Consider the following 16,742-nt stretch of genomic DNA (forward strand, 5'->3'; position numbering starts at 1 on the left):
GCACTAGCCCTACTAACGCAGCCTTATAACACGCCTCATCGGGTAATAGCGATAAAGATTAAAGCGCATTTTGAGTTGCTACATATCTTCTGAAATATAAGAAAAATATTATATCCTTCAGTATAATACTATAAGTAGTTACTCTCCTCTCTATGAGCCGTCCCAAGTACACAAACAGGAATGTGGTAATTCGTAACACTCTCTTATTGATCTTGCGCAAACAAAACGAATTGCTTGCTGCATTGAAACAGTATTTTACCTCATCAGTGAGCAGCATCTAGGTGTCATGGGCGAAGGAAAAATAACTTACGTTCTAGCAGGCGCGACTATCATAGCTTTTCTCTTCTTCTTTCATCGAAAACGAGAAGTAAGAACCTATTTGCTTTTTAGCATCTATGTACTACCCTTCATGAACCTGCTGGTAACGAAAGTTACCTGGGGTGGATTTAAAGTATTTGATGCGATTACCATCTATTGCATAGTGTTCTGCTTTAAAGACTTTATGATCAGTATTGCGTCGAGTAGGAGCTTAGTGAAGTTTTTGCTAATTACTATGCTTGCCTTGCTGTTGCTAAGCAGTCTATATTCCGAATTCGTGACAAATTCTACTTTGACCTTTTTGGAACTACTGCCCCTATTTATATACGTAAGTTTGTTAGCAGCAGAATGTCGGAGAGATGAGTTCTTCTTTTATAAAGTCATCAAGGCCTTGAAGTATATGTATGTAGTCGCTCTTGGCTTCTTATTAATTCAATTAGTTGTAGGCTTAAATTTTACGTTTTACCCTGACCTGAATTCTAATACACTGGATGTTGAGAACAATACCATCAGATATCCAGGTATGTTTCATGATTCACAGGGGCATGGGCAGTTTTTGGCCCTAGGTAGTTTCTTGTTTTTGTTCTCTCACAACAATTATCGGGGTGAGTATAAAAATATTGTAAACTATTCTTTATTTGTTCTGCTGATAATTGGATTGTTGCTAACGGGTAGCCGATCTGCACTGGGTGGCTTCTTAGTAGCACTTATAATTTTTGTAGTGAGCAGTAGTAGTAAGTTTCGCTTGTATTTTGTTGCCTTGTGCATGATATGTGTTTCACTTTTTTCAACGCTTGCTTCAGAATTCCCTAACTTACGTAGATTAAATAATGTAAGTGAAGACTATAAGTTTCGTCAAAAAATATGGGCAGAAGCGTATAGGATTTCAGAGAATAATCCTGTCTTAGGAATCGGCTTAGGTAATTTTCAGAGTTATACTAAACGTCACAACCAAGACCTGTATTTAGAAATAGGAGAAGAGATATTATTTTTTGATCAACCAGAAAGTGGTTACCTTAAAATATTGTCAGAGACAGGGTTTTTTAGCTTTTTACTCTTCTTACTTCTTATTGCTTACTGCGTTATAAGAGCTATTAAGAAGTGCGTTCAAAGTAGCGAAGCCAAGGTATCTGCTGTGCTGCTATGCTCTTTGGTAAGTTGGTTGATAGCATTCAATACAGTTTATACTCTCTTTGATATTAGAATAAGTATTGTTGTAATTACAATTATGGTTATATTAGCTACTATTTCTATGAATAAATATTTTGTTTATGAGAGTAGTAAGTAATATGATTTTTAAACTTAAAGCTTCTTCCTTGGTAATTAATAGCGCCTGGGGGGTGATAGCTAATATTCTTCAAAATATTTTTAATAGTTTATTTTTTGTTCTTATTGCTAGGTACTATACATCTGAACAACTAGGCCATTTTCTGCTTTCGAATACTGTATACCAGCTTGTAGCTGTGTTCTCTTCTATGGGACTTAGCTCATGGTTTGTACGAGAGTATACAAGTGAGTTAGATAAGTATATTTTTACTAATAGGTATTTTAAACTACAAGGGTTTTTAGGTATATTATTTTACATAATAAATGTTCTACTGATTTTTTCTCTATACTCAGATTATAATATCAGATTCATTGGTGTTGTTCTCGGGTTAAATATAATATTTGATAATACAATCAACTCAATAAAAAGTTTGAATATTGCCAAGTCACTGCAAAAGCGTACGGCTAATGTATTGGTTATGGATGGGTTTTTTAAACTTGTTGTTTCTGTCTTCTGTGTTTATTTGAAGTTTCCTATTATTTATTTAGCCTTTGCACTAGTGTTTTCTCGTGTTATTACATTGAATATATTTATGATTACGGGAGGATATTATAAAAATATTGTTACTAGATCGGTAGGGGAGATTGTTTCCTACACGTACTTAAAAGAAGTGGTGTTTAGTAATTGGCGATTTGTGGTGATAGGAAGCGTATCAGTAGTCTATTGGAGTTTTGCTAATATAGTCATTTCTAAGTTTATGCCAGTCTCTGCTGTGTCTCAATATGAAATAGCATCTCGTATATTCTCTTTAACTATTATAATTCCAATTATTATATCTGGTAGCGTCTATCCGCAATTTGTACAGTATTTTAACGATCAGGATAAGGACAGGTTGCGTGTGCTATATGATAAAATGTTTGTTGTTTATACGCTATTTTCGTTAATTTCTTACAGTTTTATTGTTGCTTTCGCTCCAAAGCTTATTCCGTTTATTTTTGGTGATAAGTACCAAACAGCTATATTTTGTATAATTCAAATGTTTTTAGCGATTCTTGTGTTTCCTACTACCTTGTTGCAAGCAAATCTTATTGTAGCAATGAAGTTAGAAAACCTAGATATGTGGTTTAATTTAACCAGCTTGATTATGCACGTTTTCTTGAGTATTATAGGTTTGTATTTTTTCAAATCATTATCTGTTATTAATTATTCTATCTTTATGTCGTTCATAGTATTTCATATAAGCCAGGATGTAGTTCTAATACGTAGAAAAATTACTACACTGAGTAGATGTTTTCGCCATTATGTCTTACTCGCTAGTTTTGTTAGTGGTTACCATTTCCTTTTAAAAACTACTAATGCTTATTTTGCTTTTGGGCTAATGAGCTGCGCAGTATTGATTGTTATTGGTTTTACGCCGGTATATAAAAGAAAGATTATCATAAATTGAATTAAAAGAAGATTTGACTTGTATTTTATTGGGCATATTTAATGAATGGTTAAGTGAGTAAGCATAAGCTTAACTGCTATTCCTATATCCTAGTAGCACGTAGAAGGCATCGTAATATTGTCAGTACTTTAAATCGTCATACATCCCTTACGTATTTGACTATTACAAGAGTTAAATATGGACGAGCGTCGTTTACTTTCTTGTTTAGCTTACTTAGTATAATTTAATAAAGCTTTGATCATGCTTGCTTCTTAATCATATAGGTATAAGCAAAAAAAGACTTTGTTATGTCATAATACTAAGGAAATTTGATTTGATTTTTTTATATTTGAGTAAAGAATAGTCTAAATAGGACTGTAAACTGGCTTTTTTATGGCTTCACTGTCAATCATTGTTCCTGTCTACAACAAGGAAAAGTACCTAGACGAAGCTATTGCATCTATCTTAGCTCAGACTTGGACAGATTTTGAGTTAATCTTAGTCGATGATGGCTCCGAAGATGGTAGTGGGGCCATATGTGACCGCTATGCTAGCCTAGATTCTAGAGTAGTAGTTGTTCATCAAGCAAACAGGGGAGTATCAGCAGCTAGGAACACGGGATTGGAGATGAGCCAAGGCACTTATATTGGATTCGTGGACAGTGATGATGTCATCGAGGCCGATATGTACGAGTTGTTGCTATGCAACGCGCGGCAGTATAATGCTGATATTTCAGTGTGTGGTATGAAAGTAATTCCTATGTTAAAAAAACATCAGGAAGTAGGAGACCACAAAGAAGTCCGTGTAGTGAATAGACGGAATATTCTTCCTCTTGTATTTGATGGAACTTTAGATTGGAGTGCTAACAACAAGGTATACAAAGCAGACATAGCTAAAAGCGTACAGTTTAGCGGTCGTATCAATGAAGACTTGTTTTATGTTTTTCTGACGCATAAGCAAGCAGAAGTAGTAGTGTTTGATGAATCTAAAAAATATTATTATTTAAAAAGAGATAATTCGGTAAGTAACCAACGCTTTAATAGATCACAGATGGAAGGTGTAGCTGTTTCTGAAAAAATTCTGAAAATAACTACTAACGAGTACCCAGAGCACATTGATCATGCAAAACGTCTGGATTTAATATCGACTATATCTATACTTAATTTAATGATGTTTTCCTTTCAAAAGGATTACGTAACAGAATACACAAGTATAAAGCAAAAGCTACTCAGCTATAATGGATTTGTTAATAATAGCGGTTTGGTATCAAAGAAACATCGATATGCATATCTAGCTTTCAAGATGAGTCCAGCCCTGTACCAATGGTTGCTGCAAGTTTACTGTTATTTATTTGAGTCTGAGGTTGGGAATAAGGTGATGTAATCCTTGCTTTTCTGTAGCAACGTTAACAAGCACTAAAAAGATAATTTGTAGAGTATGAAAAAGGTATTGTTTGTTGGAGAAAACGCATATCAGTCTAAGTCTGGTATCGTAACAGTTATGAAGCAATTCTTAGAAGATGAAGAACTCAACAAATGCGTGAACTATAAAGTGGTTTTCACCATCGTTGATGAAACTTCATCGCTGCAAAGATTAAAAGCTTGGATTAAGGCATGTATACGGTTCTTTTACTTGCTTCCTCAAGTTGACCTAGTTCATATCCATCATGCTTCTGATCTAAACTTTTGGCTTTCTGGCTTACTGATTTACATTGCTAAAATCACAGGTAAAAAAACCATAATGCATAATCATGCTGCGGATTTTCACCTGTTTTATGCAAATTGTTCTAAAGTTAAAAAGAATTTAATTAGAAGAATTCTTAAGCGTACGGACGTCAATCTAGTGTTGTCCACTGCTTGGTACAATTGGTATAGTGCTCTCGTGCCTAATGCTAACTGGACTTTGCTGCGCAATTCTATAGATATTCCGAAAGATGTTGAAAAGAAGGTGCTAGCAAATGGTAAAGCAAAATTATTATTCCTAGCACGCTTAGAAGAAAGGAAAGGTATATTCGATTTAGTTGATATAATGCCTGATTTCTTTGCACAGTATCCTGATTGTGAATTATATATTGCAGGACAAGGTGATACTACTCAGATACAGAAAGTAATACAACAGTATAGATTGGAAACTCAAGTTAAAATATTGGGTTATATAAATGACAAGCAAAGGGACTTATTATTGCGAGATAGTCATCTGTTGATTTTGCCAACTTACAATGAAGGCTTGCCTATGTCTTTGTTAGAGGCAATGGCTTACTCTGTTGTTCCGATTACTACTCCAGTTGGTGGAATACCTGATGTTGTTGTTGATAAAGTGAATGGATATTTAGTGCAACCAGGAAATAAAAAAGAATTATTAGAGACTATATGCTATGTTGTAGAAAATGCGCACTTGTACCGAAAAGTGTCGGATAATGCTCATAACTTAGTTGCTGATAAATTCGATTTCGCTAGGTATAAGGAAAGTGTGATAAATATGTATGAATTAGCTTGATTGTAATGAATCTATGCTGTTAATGTAGATTGTTGCGTGTATTTTATAACAGATCTGTTTTTCATTCAGCTCCTTCAAGAGCTAATTGACTCGCCTTTTTTGCACACCGTTCTTCCCCATCTCTATTTATGATTTCTACTCTAATACTCACCAAAAATGAGGAGATAGATCTGCCGGGTTGTCTAGAATCTTTGTTCTGGTGTACTGACATACATGTCTTTGATTCTTATAGCAGTGATGCAACCATCGATATTGCTCTAAAGGCTGGTGTAACGTTAACGCAGAGAAAGTTTGATGATTATGCATCTCAACGGAATGCTGCATTAAATCAACTTGATTTCAAATTTGATTGGGTATTAATATTAGATGCAGACGAGCGTATTCCACCTGCTCTGATTCCACAATTACTTTCGAACGTTCAGCAGGCGAAGCCTTCGGTGAACGGCTTTCGTATCCAGCGGAGAGATTACCTAGGGAAATCGTGGTTAAAGCACGCCCAGATTTCACCGTTGTACATTCGTTTGGTCCGGCGTGGGAAGGCGTCGTATCATCGCGCTATCAACGAGGTGTTGCAAGTAGATGGGTTAGTTCAATTGATAGATGGGCACTTTGACCACTACCCTTTCTCAAAAGGGTTTAGTCATTGGTTGAATAAACATAATAATTACTCCACAATGGAGGCGCGCCGATGGATAGAAGAGCAAAATGGTGCGGAACAATTCTCGCTTGTTAAAGCACTGTCCAGCAAAGATTTTAGCGAACGCCGCTTTCATCAGAAAGGCTTGTTCTACAAGTTGCCAGCGCGCCCATTGATAAAGTGGTTTTATATGGTGTTTGGTCGTCGGGCTTTCCTAGATGGATGGGCCGGTCTAACTTATGCAACGTTGCAAGCCATTTACGAATATCTAATCGTGCTAAAAACAAATGAGATGATAGACGTCACTCCGGTGGAAGTACTAGAGGTGGTTCCCGCTACTTTGGCAAAAAAGTTTAGACGTCTCCAAACTTCATATTTCCGAATGCAATCGAAGCAGATTGAGGCTTAAGGTTGATTAGCAGTAATTTTCTCGTGTCAAGCTAACGAGTATTTGATGGTTGCAGGAGAAAGTACGAGGCACTGGCACCATCCATAGTTGACTTAGTGCTATGCATTGGAAGTACTAGTTCAGCTTCTGCTGCTACTATCAGTTTCCGTAATCACGAACAGATACTACTATAGAGGCAAGCTTTTACTCATCGTTAAGCGCCTGCTACTGCTTACGGTGGCGTTCTGAGACGCCCGAAGCAGTAATTCATCAAGTGCAGCCGTGCAATCAGACACATTACATGGCTGCGTGACTGGCGTATATTCCTGCGGTTCGGGTTACATTCGCGCTTTACATGCCGAATGATGGGGCCTATGAAACAAAATGAACTTCCACTCCGCACCGTAGACGTGACGCGGTACGTGAAGCCTTTGCGTGAGGGTGGCTCCCTGCCCGCTATCGTAGAGGCCGACGACGATTTTCTGTACGTCATTAAGTTTCGCGGAGCAGGACAGGGAGTAAAAGCCCTCATTGCCGAGCTGATTGCCGGTGAAATAGCTCGTGCCCTTGGGCTGCGAGTGCCCGAAATCGTGTTTGCCACGCTCGATGAAGCTTTCGGTCGGACCGAGCCTGATGAGGAGATTCAAGATCTGCTCCGTGCCAGTGAGGGCTTGAACCTAGCTTTACATTACCTCTCCGGTGCTATTACCTTCGACTCGCTGGTGACTACCGTGGAGCCAAAGCTAGCTTCACAGATCGTGTGGCTCGACTGCCTGATCATGAACGTCGACCGCACCGTGCGGAACACCAACATGTTGATGTGGCATAAGGAACTGTGGCTTATTGACCACGGCGCGGCGTTCTATTTTCACCATTCCTGGCCGAACGTGGAGGAGCAGGCCCGGCGTCCCTTTGCACAAGTAAAAGACCACGTGCTGCTGTCACAGGCTGCCGAGCTAGAAGCCGTCGATGCTGAATACCGAGCCTTGCTTACCCCCGAGCTGATCCGCAACATTGTAGGACTCATCCCCGACGAGTGGCTCTTGGGCGACTCGCCATTTGCCACGGTAGAGGAGCACCGCCAAGCCTACATCCAATTTTTAGAGGTCCGTCTCGCCTCGTCCGAAATCTTTGTCAAGGCCGCCGAGCATGCAAGAAAAGCACTTATTTGAGTACGCCGTCGTGCGCGTGATGCCTAAGGTAGAGCGCGAAGAGTTCTTGAACGTCGGCGTCATCCTGTATTGTGCCGGCCGAGGGTTCCTGCAAACCCGTTACGAGCTGAACGAGTCGCGGCTACGAGCTTTTGCGGGCGAGCTAGATGTGCAAGAGCTACAGGAGCGCCTCCGTGCATTTGAACGCATTTGCGCCGGAAGACGAGAAGGTGGCGCTATTGGTCAACTAGCCATTGCTTCGCGTTTCCGCTGGCTCACAGCAGCCCGCAGTACGGTGGTTCAAACCTCGCCCGTGCATCCTGGCTTGTGCGCCGACCCAGCCGAAACGCTCGGACGCTTATACGCACAGTTGGTACAATAAGCTAGCCTCGTCTGTCATTCCGAGCAGCGCGAGGAATCTTAGGTCTTAACGTAGCTCGTACTCAGATTCCTCGCGCTGCTCGGAATGACAGATGAGGTTACCTAGGCTTGCCGGGATAGCCAATCATAGCCAGAAGCTACGTCGTCGAAGAGGATGACGACGGGCTTGGTCACAAATTGCATGGCTATTTCCATGGAGCGGCGTGCCGACCAGTGAGGCGGGCAAACCCAAGCGACGAAACGCATGCCGTGCTCGGCGAGTAGCATGTAGTATTGACTGCCTACCCAGCGCGCGCCCGCTTCCCAGTTGCTCGTTACTTGGCTGTTGTCGTTCAGCATTTTGTAGCACGGGTGCACCTGAAGGTAATGTAGCACTAGCTCGCCACCAGTCTGCGCCGACTGGGCATCATGGTGCCCTTTCCACTCCACGTACAGCCACTCATTGGCCGTATCATAGGAGATAGAAAGGGAAGGCGTGCTGTAAAGTGGCTTCATGCCTTAGGCAAAACGAAGAGGAGGGGAGGGTGCTAATTATGCTTGTTTAACCCTAGCAAGATACATGATGCGAGCAGCTTTATCGTGCTTTTTATATACTGTCGTGCTTTGCCGCGTAAATGGCTCCTAGGATTGGCTGAGCAAGCGCTGAAATGCCTCCAAAAACAGTCCGACGTGATAGCCATCAGCGAGGCCGTGGTGCACATTCACAGCCACCGACATGCGCAGCGTAGCGCCTTCCTGGTAGGTTTGGCCGACCGAAATCTTGGGGCAGCTGTCGGGGAATTGGAAGCTACGGGCGTGCGTCAGACCAGTGAAGCGCACCCACGGAATGGCCGAGAAATGAATCACATCGGGGCGGCCGGTGGTGTCGTTGAGGCGCAGCCCGAAGCTTTGCTGCACGGCTTCTATTTCGGCGTTGGCGCCTGCTACAAAAGCAGCTAGGGTATCGTGTTGCTCAATAAACGAAAACCCAAATGTGCGGTCGGGGCGGCCGATGGTGGCTGATGCATGGATGCGGTCGTAGCAGTAGACCTGCCCGTCTTCAATACGGTAGCGAAACGCCTCGGCTTCGTTGGCAGCTTGTAAGGCTAGGTGTAGATAATACAGGAAGAAGGAGACCCCTAGGCGCTTAGCTTCGGCATAGGCGTGGGTACAATCAACGTCGGCCACTAGGCCAAAGAACGGTTCGTCGAACTTGGAAAAGAAGGCGAAGTGTTCCCGACGGGGCCACGTCGAGAGGTCGATGAGCTGTTTCATGGGGCGCAAGTTCGGTAACTTTGCCGGTACCGCGCCACCTAGGTTCGTCTGGCTGCTTTGCCAAAGGAGACTACGCGGCAAGTGTTAAACATCCTGTTCGTTGATTATGCCAACCCCTCAACTTATTGCCTTCGATGCCGACGATACGCTGTGGCCTAACCAGCCCCACTTCGATTATGCTGAGGCGCAACTCTTCGCTCTGCTCACTCACTACGCCGATGCCGACACCCTAGGCAAGCGCTTCTACGAAGTATGGCGCTCCAACATGCACTTGTTCGGCTACGGCGCGAAGTCATTCATGCTCACCATGATTGAAACGGTTATTGAGCTTACCAACGGAACCGTAACGGGTACCGAAATCCAGCAGATCCTCGACCACGGCAAGCGTCTGCTCGACTTTCCTATTGAACTGCTGCCTCACGTGGAAGAGGTGTTGGAGGAACTACGGCACCGCGGCATACCGCTTATGCTGCTCACTAAGGGCGACCTGTTCGACCAGGAAAGCAAGCTAGCCCGCTCCGGCCTCGGCGACTACTTCGACCACGTCGAAATCGTGAGCGAAAAGAACGAGGCCACGTACCGCCGCATCCTGACGCGTTACGGCGTGCAGCCCCAAGATTTCGCCATGGTCGGCAACTCGTTGAAGTCGGATGTGCTGCCCGTTGCTAAGCTAGGTGGACTGGCTATCCACGTGCCGTATCACGCCACTTGGGTTCACGAACAAGTACCAGCCGACCAGCTAGCGGGCATCCCGTTTCAGCATGCCGAATCGTTGAAAGAAGCACTGGCATATTTGATCTAAAGGCGCCTCTGCGGAGCCAAATGGTAAGGTTGAGCTAGGTAGCTTTTCTGCCTCTGGGCAAGCTCAACGGCCCCGCGCAGATGCTAGATCTTTCCATTCGGGTGTGCGTATCAGGTTGGAAATTAACTTGAAACCCCTCCCGATGAACGATAATCCTAAACTAGAGCTACCCTTCTACGCCAAGGCTCCGCTAGTGATGCTGGGCCTGGCGTTGCTGGTGCTCACGATCTACCTGGCCGGTGACATTCTGTTCCCCATTTTCTTCTCGATCATCTTCGCTATTCTGCTGCTGCCAGTAGAGCAGTGGCTGCTGCGACATCGAGTACCCGAATTGTTGGCTATTACCCTGACGGTGTTGCTTGGGGTGGCGACACTGCTAGGGGTCATGTACTTTATTTATTTACAAGCCGGCGAGCTAGCTACGCAGTTGCCGCTTTTCAAAACCAAACTGCTACAAGCTCAACAGCAGCTCGTCGCTTGGCTCGATGCACGCTTTGGCATCACCAACCAGCGTTTGCTCGGTTGGTTGCAGCAAGCCACCAGCCGCGCCACCGCCTTAGCTGGTCAGGCACTCTCGACAGTGTCGGGGTTGCTGGTGGTGGTTACGCTGGTGCCGGTGTACATCTTTTTGCTGCTGCTGTACCGCGAACGGCTGGTCAATTTTCTCATTCAGGTATTTTCAGGCCAGCGGCATGATCCCGAGGTGGAAGAAGTGCTGCACGAGAGCAAAGGCACCATCCAAAGCTACATGACGGGCCTGCTAATTGAAGGCGCCATTGTTGCGGTGCTCAACGTGATTGGGCTGCTGATCCTAGGTATTCCGTATGCTTTGCTGCTAGGCGTGCTAGGGGCCTTACTGAATTTTATTCCCTACGTTGGGGGTATAGTTGCCATTCTGCTGCCGGTGCTCATGGCCTTTGTCACCAAGCCTGGCTATCTCTACCCGGTAGGGGTGGTGGGCGTGTACATGGTCATTCAGTTTATTGATAATAACCTGCTGGTACCCCGCATTGTGGCGGGTAAAGTGCAGGTGAATGCCTTGGCGGCCGTCGTCGGGGTGTTGGTTGGCAACTCCATTGGCGGCATTCCGGGCATGTTTCTGGCGCTGCCAGGCATGGCCATCCTCAAGATTATCTTCGACCGAATTGAGGCGCTGAAACCCTGGGGCCTGCTGCTCGGCGACGACGACCGCCCACGCAAGGTGAAAGACAACAACAGCGAAAAGGTGCTGACCTAGCTCTGGTCAGTAGCTAACAACAGCTACCTTTCGTATATATAAGAACGTCATGCTGAGCTGGTCGAAGCATCTCTACTGCAGTAGTAATCATTTACTTTGGCGGTAGAGATGCTTCGACCAGCTCAGCATGACGTTCTTTTTGCTCTCTCTATCCAGACACCTAGGTCTGGAGCAAGCGTTAGCGGATTATTTGCTCTTATCCTTATACGTGCGCTTCAGCCACGACTCCGGCACAGGCACAATGCAGATATTCATCGACTTATTATCAGCTGACAGCATCGCCGACTGAATCTGGATACGGGTGCCGTCGGGGCTGAACGTGGGGTGGGGGTGGTCGGCGGCGGTTTCCTTGTGGCCGGTCGTTAGCATGAGCATCTCGTGCGTGTGCCGGTCGATGAGGTAGAGGCTGCGCGAAAAGTCGTCGCCGACAGCAAAGCGGCCGTCGGCCGAGCCGCTCACGTGCCACAAGCCACTGCCGCTGGGCGTTTGGCCGGCAATAGTCATCTCACGGGTGCGCAGGTTCACAATACCTAGGCCCGTGGGCTTCTCACGGGTACCCGACTCGCCCCAACCAGCTTCCTGGCCGGGGTTGCGCGGGTCGCTGGCTTGGGTGCTGGCGGTAACGGCGTCTTTGTTGAAGTTGATTTTGCGGTGACCCATGAGGGCAAAGGCCACTTCATCGCGCGTAATCACGGCCTCGTGCGTTACCCATTCGTAGTCGGCTTCGGGGTAAAGCGGCCGCAGCCCCGAGCCATCGGCTAGCACCGTCCAGGTCCGTTGGGGCGATTTGCCGCCAGTTTCCCAGCAAAACACAATCTCGCCCGGCACCCACGGATTCGTCTGCACGTGCCCGATCTGGAATGGCACCGACACGACGTGCTTGAAGGCACCGGTTTTTAGGTTCATGCTGGCTAGCCCAGCCGGCCCGGCGCCCATATTTCGGGGGCCGAAGTTGGTTTCAACCTTTGTGTTGGCCGCTAGGTGCTTGGCTGCTTCCGCTTTACCTACCCGAAAATAGACCACGTCCTCGTTGGCATCCAGGGCCATGTCGCCGCCGGCGCCCATCTCGGGTGGCGTGGTGCCACACACTCGTTGGTACACGCTGGGGGCTTGCATCTTGCCGGCTTTGCTATCGGCAAACACCTTGGCTAGGTCCACCTCCACAATCTGCACACTCGTCGCAGGGTTGTCTTTGGTGGTGCCGGCGGGGTTGCGCATGAAGTACAGCTTCATCGACTTGCGGCCGATGTTGAGCATGCCCGTGTAGCCACCTTCTGTTACCTGCACCATCTCGCCGGTTTTCTCATTCACGGCCATGGCTTCGCCTGGCACCCGCCCCGAGCGGAAGATGAGCCATTGCCCATCGGACGTCCACTGGTTGTGAGTCTGATAAATCTTGGAGTCGCCTTGGGGCGTGCTAGTCAGGAAGGTGAGCATGGTGCCAGTCACGGGGTCCTTCACCACCTTGCGTTCGGAGGGGAAGCGTTTGCCGATTTGGGCGGAAGCCGGAGCGACGAGCAGGCAGGCAGCGCTTAGCGCCGCAAAGAACAAGGTAGGTTTGCTTTTCATGGTGGGTTGGGTGAGGGCTAGCGTCAACGAGGAAGCTCGCAAGTAGGTGCTTGCGAATCAGTCCTCTAAAGACGCTGCCCTACGCTACCACTCCATCCTGCACCCTCCTGTTACTTTCCTACCTAGCTCGTGCTTCGCTGTAGCTTGGTTCTGATCGGGCGTAATGGCCCGACGTCTACTTAAAGTAACGAGTATACTCGGCCGGCATAGCATCCAGCGGCTTGATCATGATGTCTTTGTAAAAGACTTCGGCCGCTTCGCTTTGCAGTTGGATTTTCCCGTGCGTCAGAGGCTGACGTTGCCCGTTGACTACAAACCCGGAGTTATTCACGGCTAGCACCATGTGGCCGTTTACCAAGTGTATGCTCTGGCCGTTGACGCTGATCAACTCCAGCTCACTCCATTGGCCGTTAGGCGATTCGTAGTTGGCTGCGGCTTGGCAAAAGCCCGGGCCGCCCCTGCCCATTCTCAGCGGAGCTGCTGTTGGGTTATACTTCAGCGTGTCTTTCGTGGAGTTGTAGGCCGCGTTTATATCCGCCGTCGAGTTGGCGATGCACCAGAAGTCACCCATGGCATTGCCTTTCTCGTGTTCCGATACCTGAAACTCCTGAGCTAGCATCCAGCTGTGCCAGTAGTCGACGCCGCATTCGCCTTGGCTGTTGTAGAGCACGCCACTGTCGCGGGGCTCGTCTAGGCGTGGTATCCACTTCTTCGTGCCCCACTTCACTTTCAGCTTCAGGTGGTAGTTTTTGAAATCCTGCTTGGTGAAGACGCAGCCGTATATCTCGCCGCTGATGCGCAGCACTGGTTTGCCTTCTTGCATCACCACGGTAAATACTTGCGCCTCGTTCTTATCGTAGCCAATGGGCGGAATTGGTTTGCCTTGGGCGTCGGTGGGCGTCTGGCCTTTGTAGCCTAGCTGGTGGCGGTAGCTTTCAAAGGTTCGCCACTTGCTCAGGTTTTTGTCGAGCAGTGGCTGCCAAGCAGCAGGAGCTTTGGGAGAGGGACCCTTGAAGGAAATAGCGGGGAACAACAGCGTAGCGCCGAGCAACAGGGTAGTCCATCTTTTCATAGCTGGAAGGGTGGTTGGGTTAGGTAGAAACCAAATCTAGTCATTTCAAATTGTTAGCTAAACAGTTGAGAAATTAGCATTCTGGATAACCTTCACCAGTCGGCCTAGTATGAAGTAAGTAAAGCTCTCCCTTTACTCACCTCCCCACCACTACCTAATGGCTACTTCCAACCAACCCGACGACCAAAACCAAACGCCTGATCCCGCCCAACTTGGCGGCGACCAAGGCCCCGTAACGCGCTCAGAAGATGATCCGCGTGATATGTCCACCATCATGGCTGATGCCGATGCAGACCGTAGCAAAGCCCCTGGCGCGGCCTTCGGCAACAGCAACCCGCAACCCGGCCAAGGCTCCGAGTTCGACCAGCAGCGCCGGCAAGGTGCCGCAGGAACCGGCAATAACTCCGACGATGCTGTAGGGCAGGGCGAAGGTATGGGCCGGGCCGGCTACAACGGCGACGAAGACCGCAGCTACGACCAAAGTGGCCACCGCGGCGGCCTAGGTAGCAGCGGCGGCCGCGAAGACCTCACCGAGCGCAACGTCGATACCGAGCAAAATCCCTACACCGGTGGCTACGGCGGCAACGACCACAGCCAACCCGACAAAGCCGAAACCCAAAACCTAGGTCTCAACAGCAAAACTCCAACAGAAGAGTAGGCTTTTGCCTCCTCTAGCTTCCCTGTACTAGGCCGTCATGCTGAGCTTGCCGAAGCATCTCGCGTGCAATGGTAAACCCTAGTGATTGGAGTTACTATTGCACGCGAGATGCTTCAGCAAGCTCAGCATGACGGCCTTATTTTAAGATAATACTCAAAAAAATTTCCTGCAAGCTCAAACAAAGAAGGTCCTGCTTAATTAAGCAGGACCTTCTTTGTTTGAGCTTGCACCATAGCTGTCAAAAGCAGCCCTCGCTAGTTAAAAGAGTCTAACGTTTAAGGTTTGTTATTGCTTGCAGGATTTAGCAGCCGTAGAGCATTAAATACCGCTTGGTGCGTAATAGTGGCGTGATCTTCCTGCGGTAAATAATCGAAGCTGATTTGTAGATTTTTATTTTTCAGCAGCATCAATTTTTCTACAAGCAAATTGGCGTCGACTTCCATAACGTGGGGAATGTCGCTCGGACCTAGCCCTTCTTTTCCAACGCCTATATAGATTCCTTTTTTGGCTGTAACGGTTTGAGTTAACACCTCCGTATTGGCTTTCAAGAGCGAACCGTTGTCCCACCAAAGGCTCGGACTGATAATAACATATTGGTTGAATAGATTGGGTTTGTTGAGCAATATCTCAGTAGCTAGCAATCCGGCTAATGACTGTCCAATCAAGGTTTTGGAGGCGCTTGTTTTGTAGTTACTTTGAATGTAAGGCTGTAATTCCTTCTCTAAGAAGGAGATAAATTTATCGGAATGACCGGCAGTTGGATACCGTTTTTTATCAGCTTCAACCGTGGTTGGATACGTGAAATCTCGTTTGCGGTCCACATTGGCGATGCCCACAATAATTGATTTTGGCGTCCGATTTATCCAAGGAAAGTTGTTGAATTGATATAGGCCGACAATATGAATGAAGTCTTCATTGGCGGAGCCATCGAGCAGATAAACGACCGGGTATTTAATGGTGTCACTCTTACTATAGCCTTCAGGTAGATAAATATTAACAATTCGTTTTTCAGAAAGCTCCTTAGACTGAATTTCATGGATAGAGCCAAGAATGAAGGGCTTACTTTGGTCAACGTTTTTCGGCTTTTTGGTTTGGCCAAACGAAGCGGTAGTCAATAAGATTAGCAGAACGGTACAAATAGTTTTCAAGGGCGATGTTGTTTTAAAACTGCTTGTGCCAATTACCTGGCAGCAGTACGCGAGGAACGAAGAGCGTGCTTGAGCTTTTGACCTAGGTCTTGCCTTGATAAGCGGAGGCAAGAGGAGACATGGCTGATCCGCGTTGTTTTGCAAAATCTAAACAGGCTCTACTCTGATTGGACTGTGAAAATGAGCGATATGAAGGTGTTACCTAACGCCTCCGCGCCGAAGTTACGACTTGGTCTGTGAGCAGCAGATTGTTCATGCAGCGAAACTGAGCCGACAGTGTTTCTACTAGAGCCCAACAACTTTCCTCTCTGCTGCTAAGCGTGTAGAACGATGCCATCAAACGACATTGGAATCGACAAAGTATTGTGCTCGTAGCTGAGCATCCGAGTAGCTTTCAAGTCGGAGTAGCTCGGCATACGGGTCGCCCGTCAAACCTAGGCAAGCGGCAAAAGCTGGTTCTGTTTTTAGACCAGTTGCTCGCTGGGCTTGCACACGCGCCCGAAACACAGCGCCTCCTAGTTGCAACAACCGATGCTCAACGACCAGATGTCGGTAGCCTTGTTGCTGCGCACTCGGCACTGGTTGCCCGAACACCTCCACCGGCCACCCCTCTACCACAAACGTGGCCACGCTACATAGGTGTCCTTGGCGCTCAGTACGGCGTAATTCAAAACCCGCATAATGGCCAAACTGCTCCCGTAGTAGTGCTTCAAACGAACCTAGGTTGTAGACTTCGCAAATAATATCTAGGTCGCTGCCGGGTTGCTGCAACCCTAGCGGAAACGTGCCAACCAGCAACGGCGAGTAGTGGTGCAGCACTTGCATTAGCTTGGTTGTGGTAAGTAGCTGATAAGCTGCATGCTGCACCGCCGTGCCGTGTTGGAGGTAACCTAGGTTTTGAAAGGGGAGCGGCATGCAGCTTGGTGTCGTATTGATGA

At 46.9% G+C, this 16,742-nt stretch carries 16 protein-coding genes; 10 read left to right on the top strand and 6 right to left on the bottom strand.

The features are described from left to right. Positions 1-286: 286 nt before the first annotated feature. From SD425_RS08745 to SD425_RS08775, 7 genes are all read left to right on the top strand, one after another. The gene (locus SD425_RS08745; protein ID WP_324677525.1) at positions 287-1,606 is read left to right on the top strand and encodes an O-antigen ligase family protein; all 1,320 of its coding nucleotides are present in this window, start codon (positions 287-289) and stop codon (positions 1,604-1,606) included. Beyond that, on the top strand, positions 1,590-3,032 hold the full coding sequence (locus tag SD425_RS08750) for an oligosaccharide flippase family protein (protein ID WP_324677528.1): 1,443 nt from the start codon (positions 1,590-1,592) through the stop codon (positions 3,030-3,032). The genes SD425_RS08745 and SD425_RS08750 overlap by 17 nt, the downstream gene beginning before the upstream one ends. A gap of 372 nt (positions 3,033-3,404) precedes the next feature. Further along, complete coding sequence (locus tag SD425_RS08755; RefSeq protein ID WP_324677530.1) at positions 3,405-4,394, top strand: glycosyltransferase family 2 protein; 990 nt, start codon at positions 3,405-3,407, stop codon at positions 4,392-4,394. A gap of 54 nt (positions 4,395-4,448) precedes the next feature. Next, positions 4,449-5,507 carry a glycosyltransferase family 4 protein gene (locus tag SD425_RS08760; protein WP_324677532.1) on the top strand — a complete coding sequence of 353 codons (1,059 nt, stop codon included), beginning with the start codon at positions 4,449-4,451 and terminating at the stop codon, positions 5,505-5,507. Between the two features lie 128 nt (positions 5,508-5,635). Further along, the gene (locus tag SD425_RS08765; protein WP_324677534.1) at positions 5,636-6,553 is read left to right on the top strand and encodes a glycosyltransferase family 2 protein; all 918 of its coding nucleotides are present in this window, start codon (positions 5,636-5,638) and stop codon (positions 6,551-6,553) included. 353 nt (positions 6,554-6,906) lie between these two features. After that, a complete protein-coding gene (locus SD425_RS08770) occupies positions 6,907-7,704 on the top strand; it encodes a HipA family kinase (RefSeq protein WP_324677537.1) in 798 nt (265 codons plus the stop codon). Beyond that, the gene (locus SD425_RS08775) at positions 7,682-8,065 is read left to right on the top strand and encodes a DUF3037 domain-containing protein (RefSeq protein WP_324677539.1); all 384 of its coding nucleotides are present in this window, start codon (positions 7,682-7,684) and stop codon (positions 8,063-8,065) included. Before SD425_RS08770 ends, SD425_RS08775 begins: the two co-directional genes overlap by 23 nt. A 101-nt stretch (positions 8,066-8,166) precedes the next feature. Here SD425_RS08775 and SD425_RS08780 read toward each other — a convergent pair whose 3' ends face one another. Both SD425_RS08780 and SD425_RS08785 read right to left on the bottom strand, forming a co-directional pair. Then, positions 8,167-8,559, bottom strand: a complete 393-nt coding sequence (locus SD425_RS08780; RefSeq protein WP_324677541.1) for an STAS/SEC14 domain-containing protein — start codon at positions 8,557-8,559, stop codon at positions 8,167-8,169. A gap of 126 nt (positions 8,560-8,685) precedes the next feature. Then, entirely contained in the window at positions 8,686-9,318 is a 633-nt protein-coding gene (locus SD425_RS08785) for a chloramphenicol acetyltransferase (protein WP_324677543.1), read from the bottom strand. 106 nt (positions 9,319-9,424) lie between these two features. Between SD425_RS08785 and SD425_RS08790 the strand changes: the two genes are divergently transcribed. Next, positions 9,425-10,120: an HAD family hydrolase gene (locus SD425_RS08790; protein WP_324677545.1), complete on the top strand. Its 696-nt coding sequence runs from the start codon at positions 9,425-9,427 to the stop codon at positions 10,118-10,120. Positions 10,121-10,262: 142 nt separating this feature from the next. Continuing rightward, the gene (locus SD425_RS08795) at positions 10,263-11,357 is read left to right on the top strand and encodes an AI-2E family transporter (RefSeq protein WP_324677547.1); all 1,095 of its coding nucleotides are present in this window, start codon (positions 10,263-10,265) and stop codon (positions 11,355-11,357) included. A gap of 186 nt (positions 11,358-11,543) precedes the next feature. On the opposite strand, the gene SD425_RS08800 is transcribed toward SD425_RS08795, so the two are convergent. Together SD425_RS08800 and SD425_RS08805 are read right to left on the bottom strand one after the other, a co-directional pair. Next, positions 11,544-12,926: a hypothetical protein gene (locus SD425_RS08800; protein WP_324677549.1), complete on the bottom strand. Its 1,383-nt coding sequence runs from the start codon at positions 12,924-12,926 to the stop codon at positions 11,544-11,546. 175 nt (positions 12,927-13,101) lie between these two features. Further along, complete coding sequence (locus SD425_RS08805) at positions 13,102-13,998, bottom strand: DUF1080 domain-containing protein (protein ID WP_324677551.1); 897 nt, start codon at positions 13,996-13,998, stop codon at positions 13,102-13,104. A gap of 157 nt (positions 13,999-14,155) precedes the next feature. On the opposite strand from SD425_RS08805, the gene SD425_RS08810 reads away from it, so the two are divergent. Beyond that, positions 14,156-14,656 carry a hypothetical protein gene (locus tag SD425_RS08810; RefSeq protein WP_324677553.1) on the top strand — a complete coding sequence of 167 codons (501 nt, stop codon included), beginning with the start codon at positions 14,156-14,158 and terminating at the stop codon, positions 14,654-14,656. Between the two features lie 275 nt (positions 14,657-14,931). On the opposite strand, the gene SD425_RS08815 is transcribed toward SD425_RS08810, so the two are convergent. Next, positions 14,932-15,804, bottom strand: a complete 873-nt coding sequence (locus tag SD425_RS08815) for an alpha/beta hydrolase (RefSeq protein ID WP_324677555.1) — start codon at positions 15,802-15,804, stop codon at positions 14,932-14,934. A gap of 336 nt (positions 15,805-16,140) precedes the next feature. Continuing rightward, on the bottom strand, positions 16,141-16,719 hold the full coding sequence (locus SD425_RS08820; protein WP_324677557.1) for a DUF4269 domain-containing protein: 579 nt from the start codon (positions 16,717-16,719) through the stop codon (positions 16,141-16,143). Positions 16,720-16,742 lie beyond the last annotated feature (23 nt).

Origin of the sequence: Hymenobacter sp. GOD-10R (genome assembly GCF_035609205.1) — a bacterium.
Taxonomy (GTDB): domain Bacteria; phylum Bacteroidota; class Bacteroidia; order Cytophagales; family Hymenobacteraceae; genus Hymenobacter.

Bases quoted from the DNA above. Each gene is read 5' to 3' on its own strand.
- SD425_RS08820 (WP_324677557.1), bottom strand. From the start codon at position 16,719: ATGCCGCTCCCCTTTCAAAACCTAGGTTACCTCCAACACGGCACGGCG.
- SD425_RS08755 (WP_324677530.1), top strand. From the start codon at position 3,405: ATGGCTTCACTGTCAATCATTGTTCCTGTCTACAACAAGGAAAAGTAC.
- SD425_RS08765 (WP_324677534.1), top strand. From the start codon at position 5,636: ATGATTTCTACTCTAATACTCACCAAAAATGAGGAGATAGATCTGCCG.
- SD425_RS08770 (WP_324677537.1), top strand. From the start codon at position 6,907: ATGAAACAAAATGAACTTCCACTCCGCACCGTAGACGTGACGCGGTAC.
- SD425_RS08775 (WP_324677539.1), top strand. From the start codon at position 7,682: ATGCAAGAAAAGCACTTATTTGAGTACGCCGTCGTGCGCGTGATGCCT.
- SD425_RS08750 (WP_324677528.1), top strand. From the start codon at position 1,590: ATGAGAGTAGTAAGTAATATGATTTTTAAACTTAAAGCTTCTTCCTTG.
- SD425_RS08810 (WP_324677553.1), top strand. From the start codon at position 14,156: ATGGCTACTTCCAACCAACCCGACGACCAAAACCAAACGCCTGATCCC.
- SD425_RS08795 (WP_324677547.1), top strand. From the start codon at position 10,263: ATGAACGATAATCCTAAACTAGAGCTACCCTTCTACGCCAAGGCTCCG.
- SD425_RS08780 (WP_324677541.1), bottom strand. From the start codon at position 8,559: ATGAAGCCACTTTACAGCACGCCTTCCCTTTCTATCTCCTATGATACG.
- SD425_RS08805 (WP_324677551.1), bottom strand. From the start codon at position 13,998: ATGAAAAGATGGACTACCCTGTTGCTCGGCGCTACGCTGTTGTTCCCC.
- SD425_RS08745 (WP_324677525.1), top strand. From the start codon at position 287: ATGGGCGAAGGAAAAATAACTTACGTTCTAGCAGGCGCGACTATCATA.
- SD425_RS08790 (WP_324677545.1), top strand. From the start codon at position 9,425: ATGCCAACCCCTCAACTTATTGCCTTCGATGCCGACGATACGCTGTGG.
- SD425_RS08800 (WP_324677549.1), bottom strand. From the start codon at position 12,926: ATGAAAAGCAAACCTACCTTGTTCTTTGCGGCGCTAAGCGCTGCCTGC.
- SD425_RS08760 (WP_324677532.1), top strand. From the start codon at position 4,449: ATGAAAAAGGTATTGTTTGTTGGAGAAAACGCATATCAGTCTAAGTCT.
- SD425_RS08785 (WP_324677543.1), bottom strand. From the start codon at position 9,318: ATGAAACAGCTCATCGACCTCTCGACGTGGCCCCGTCGGGAACACTTC.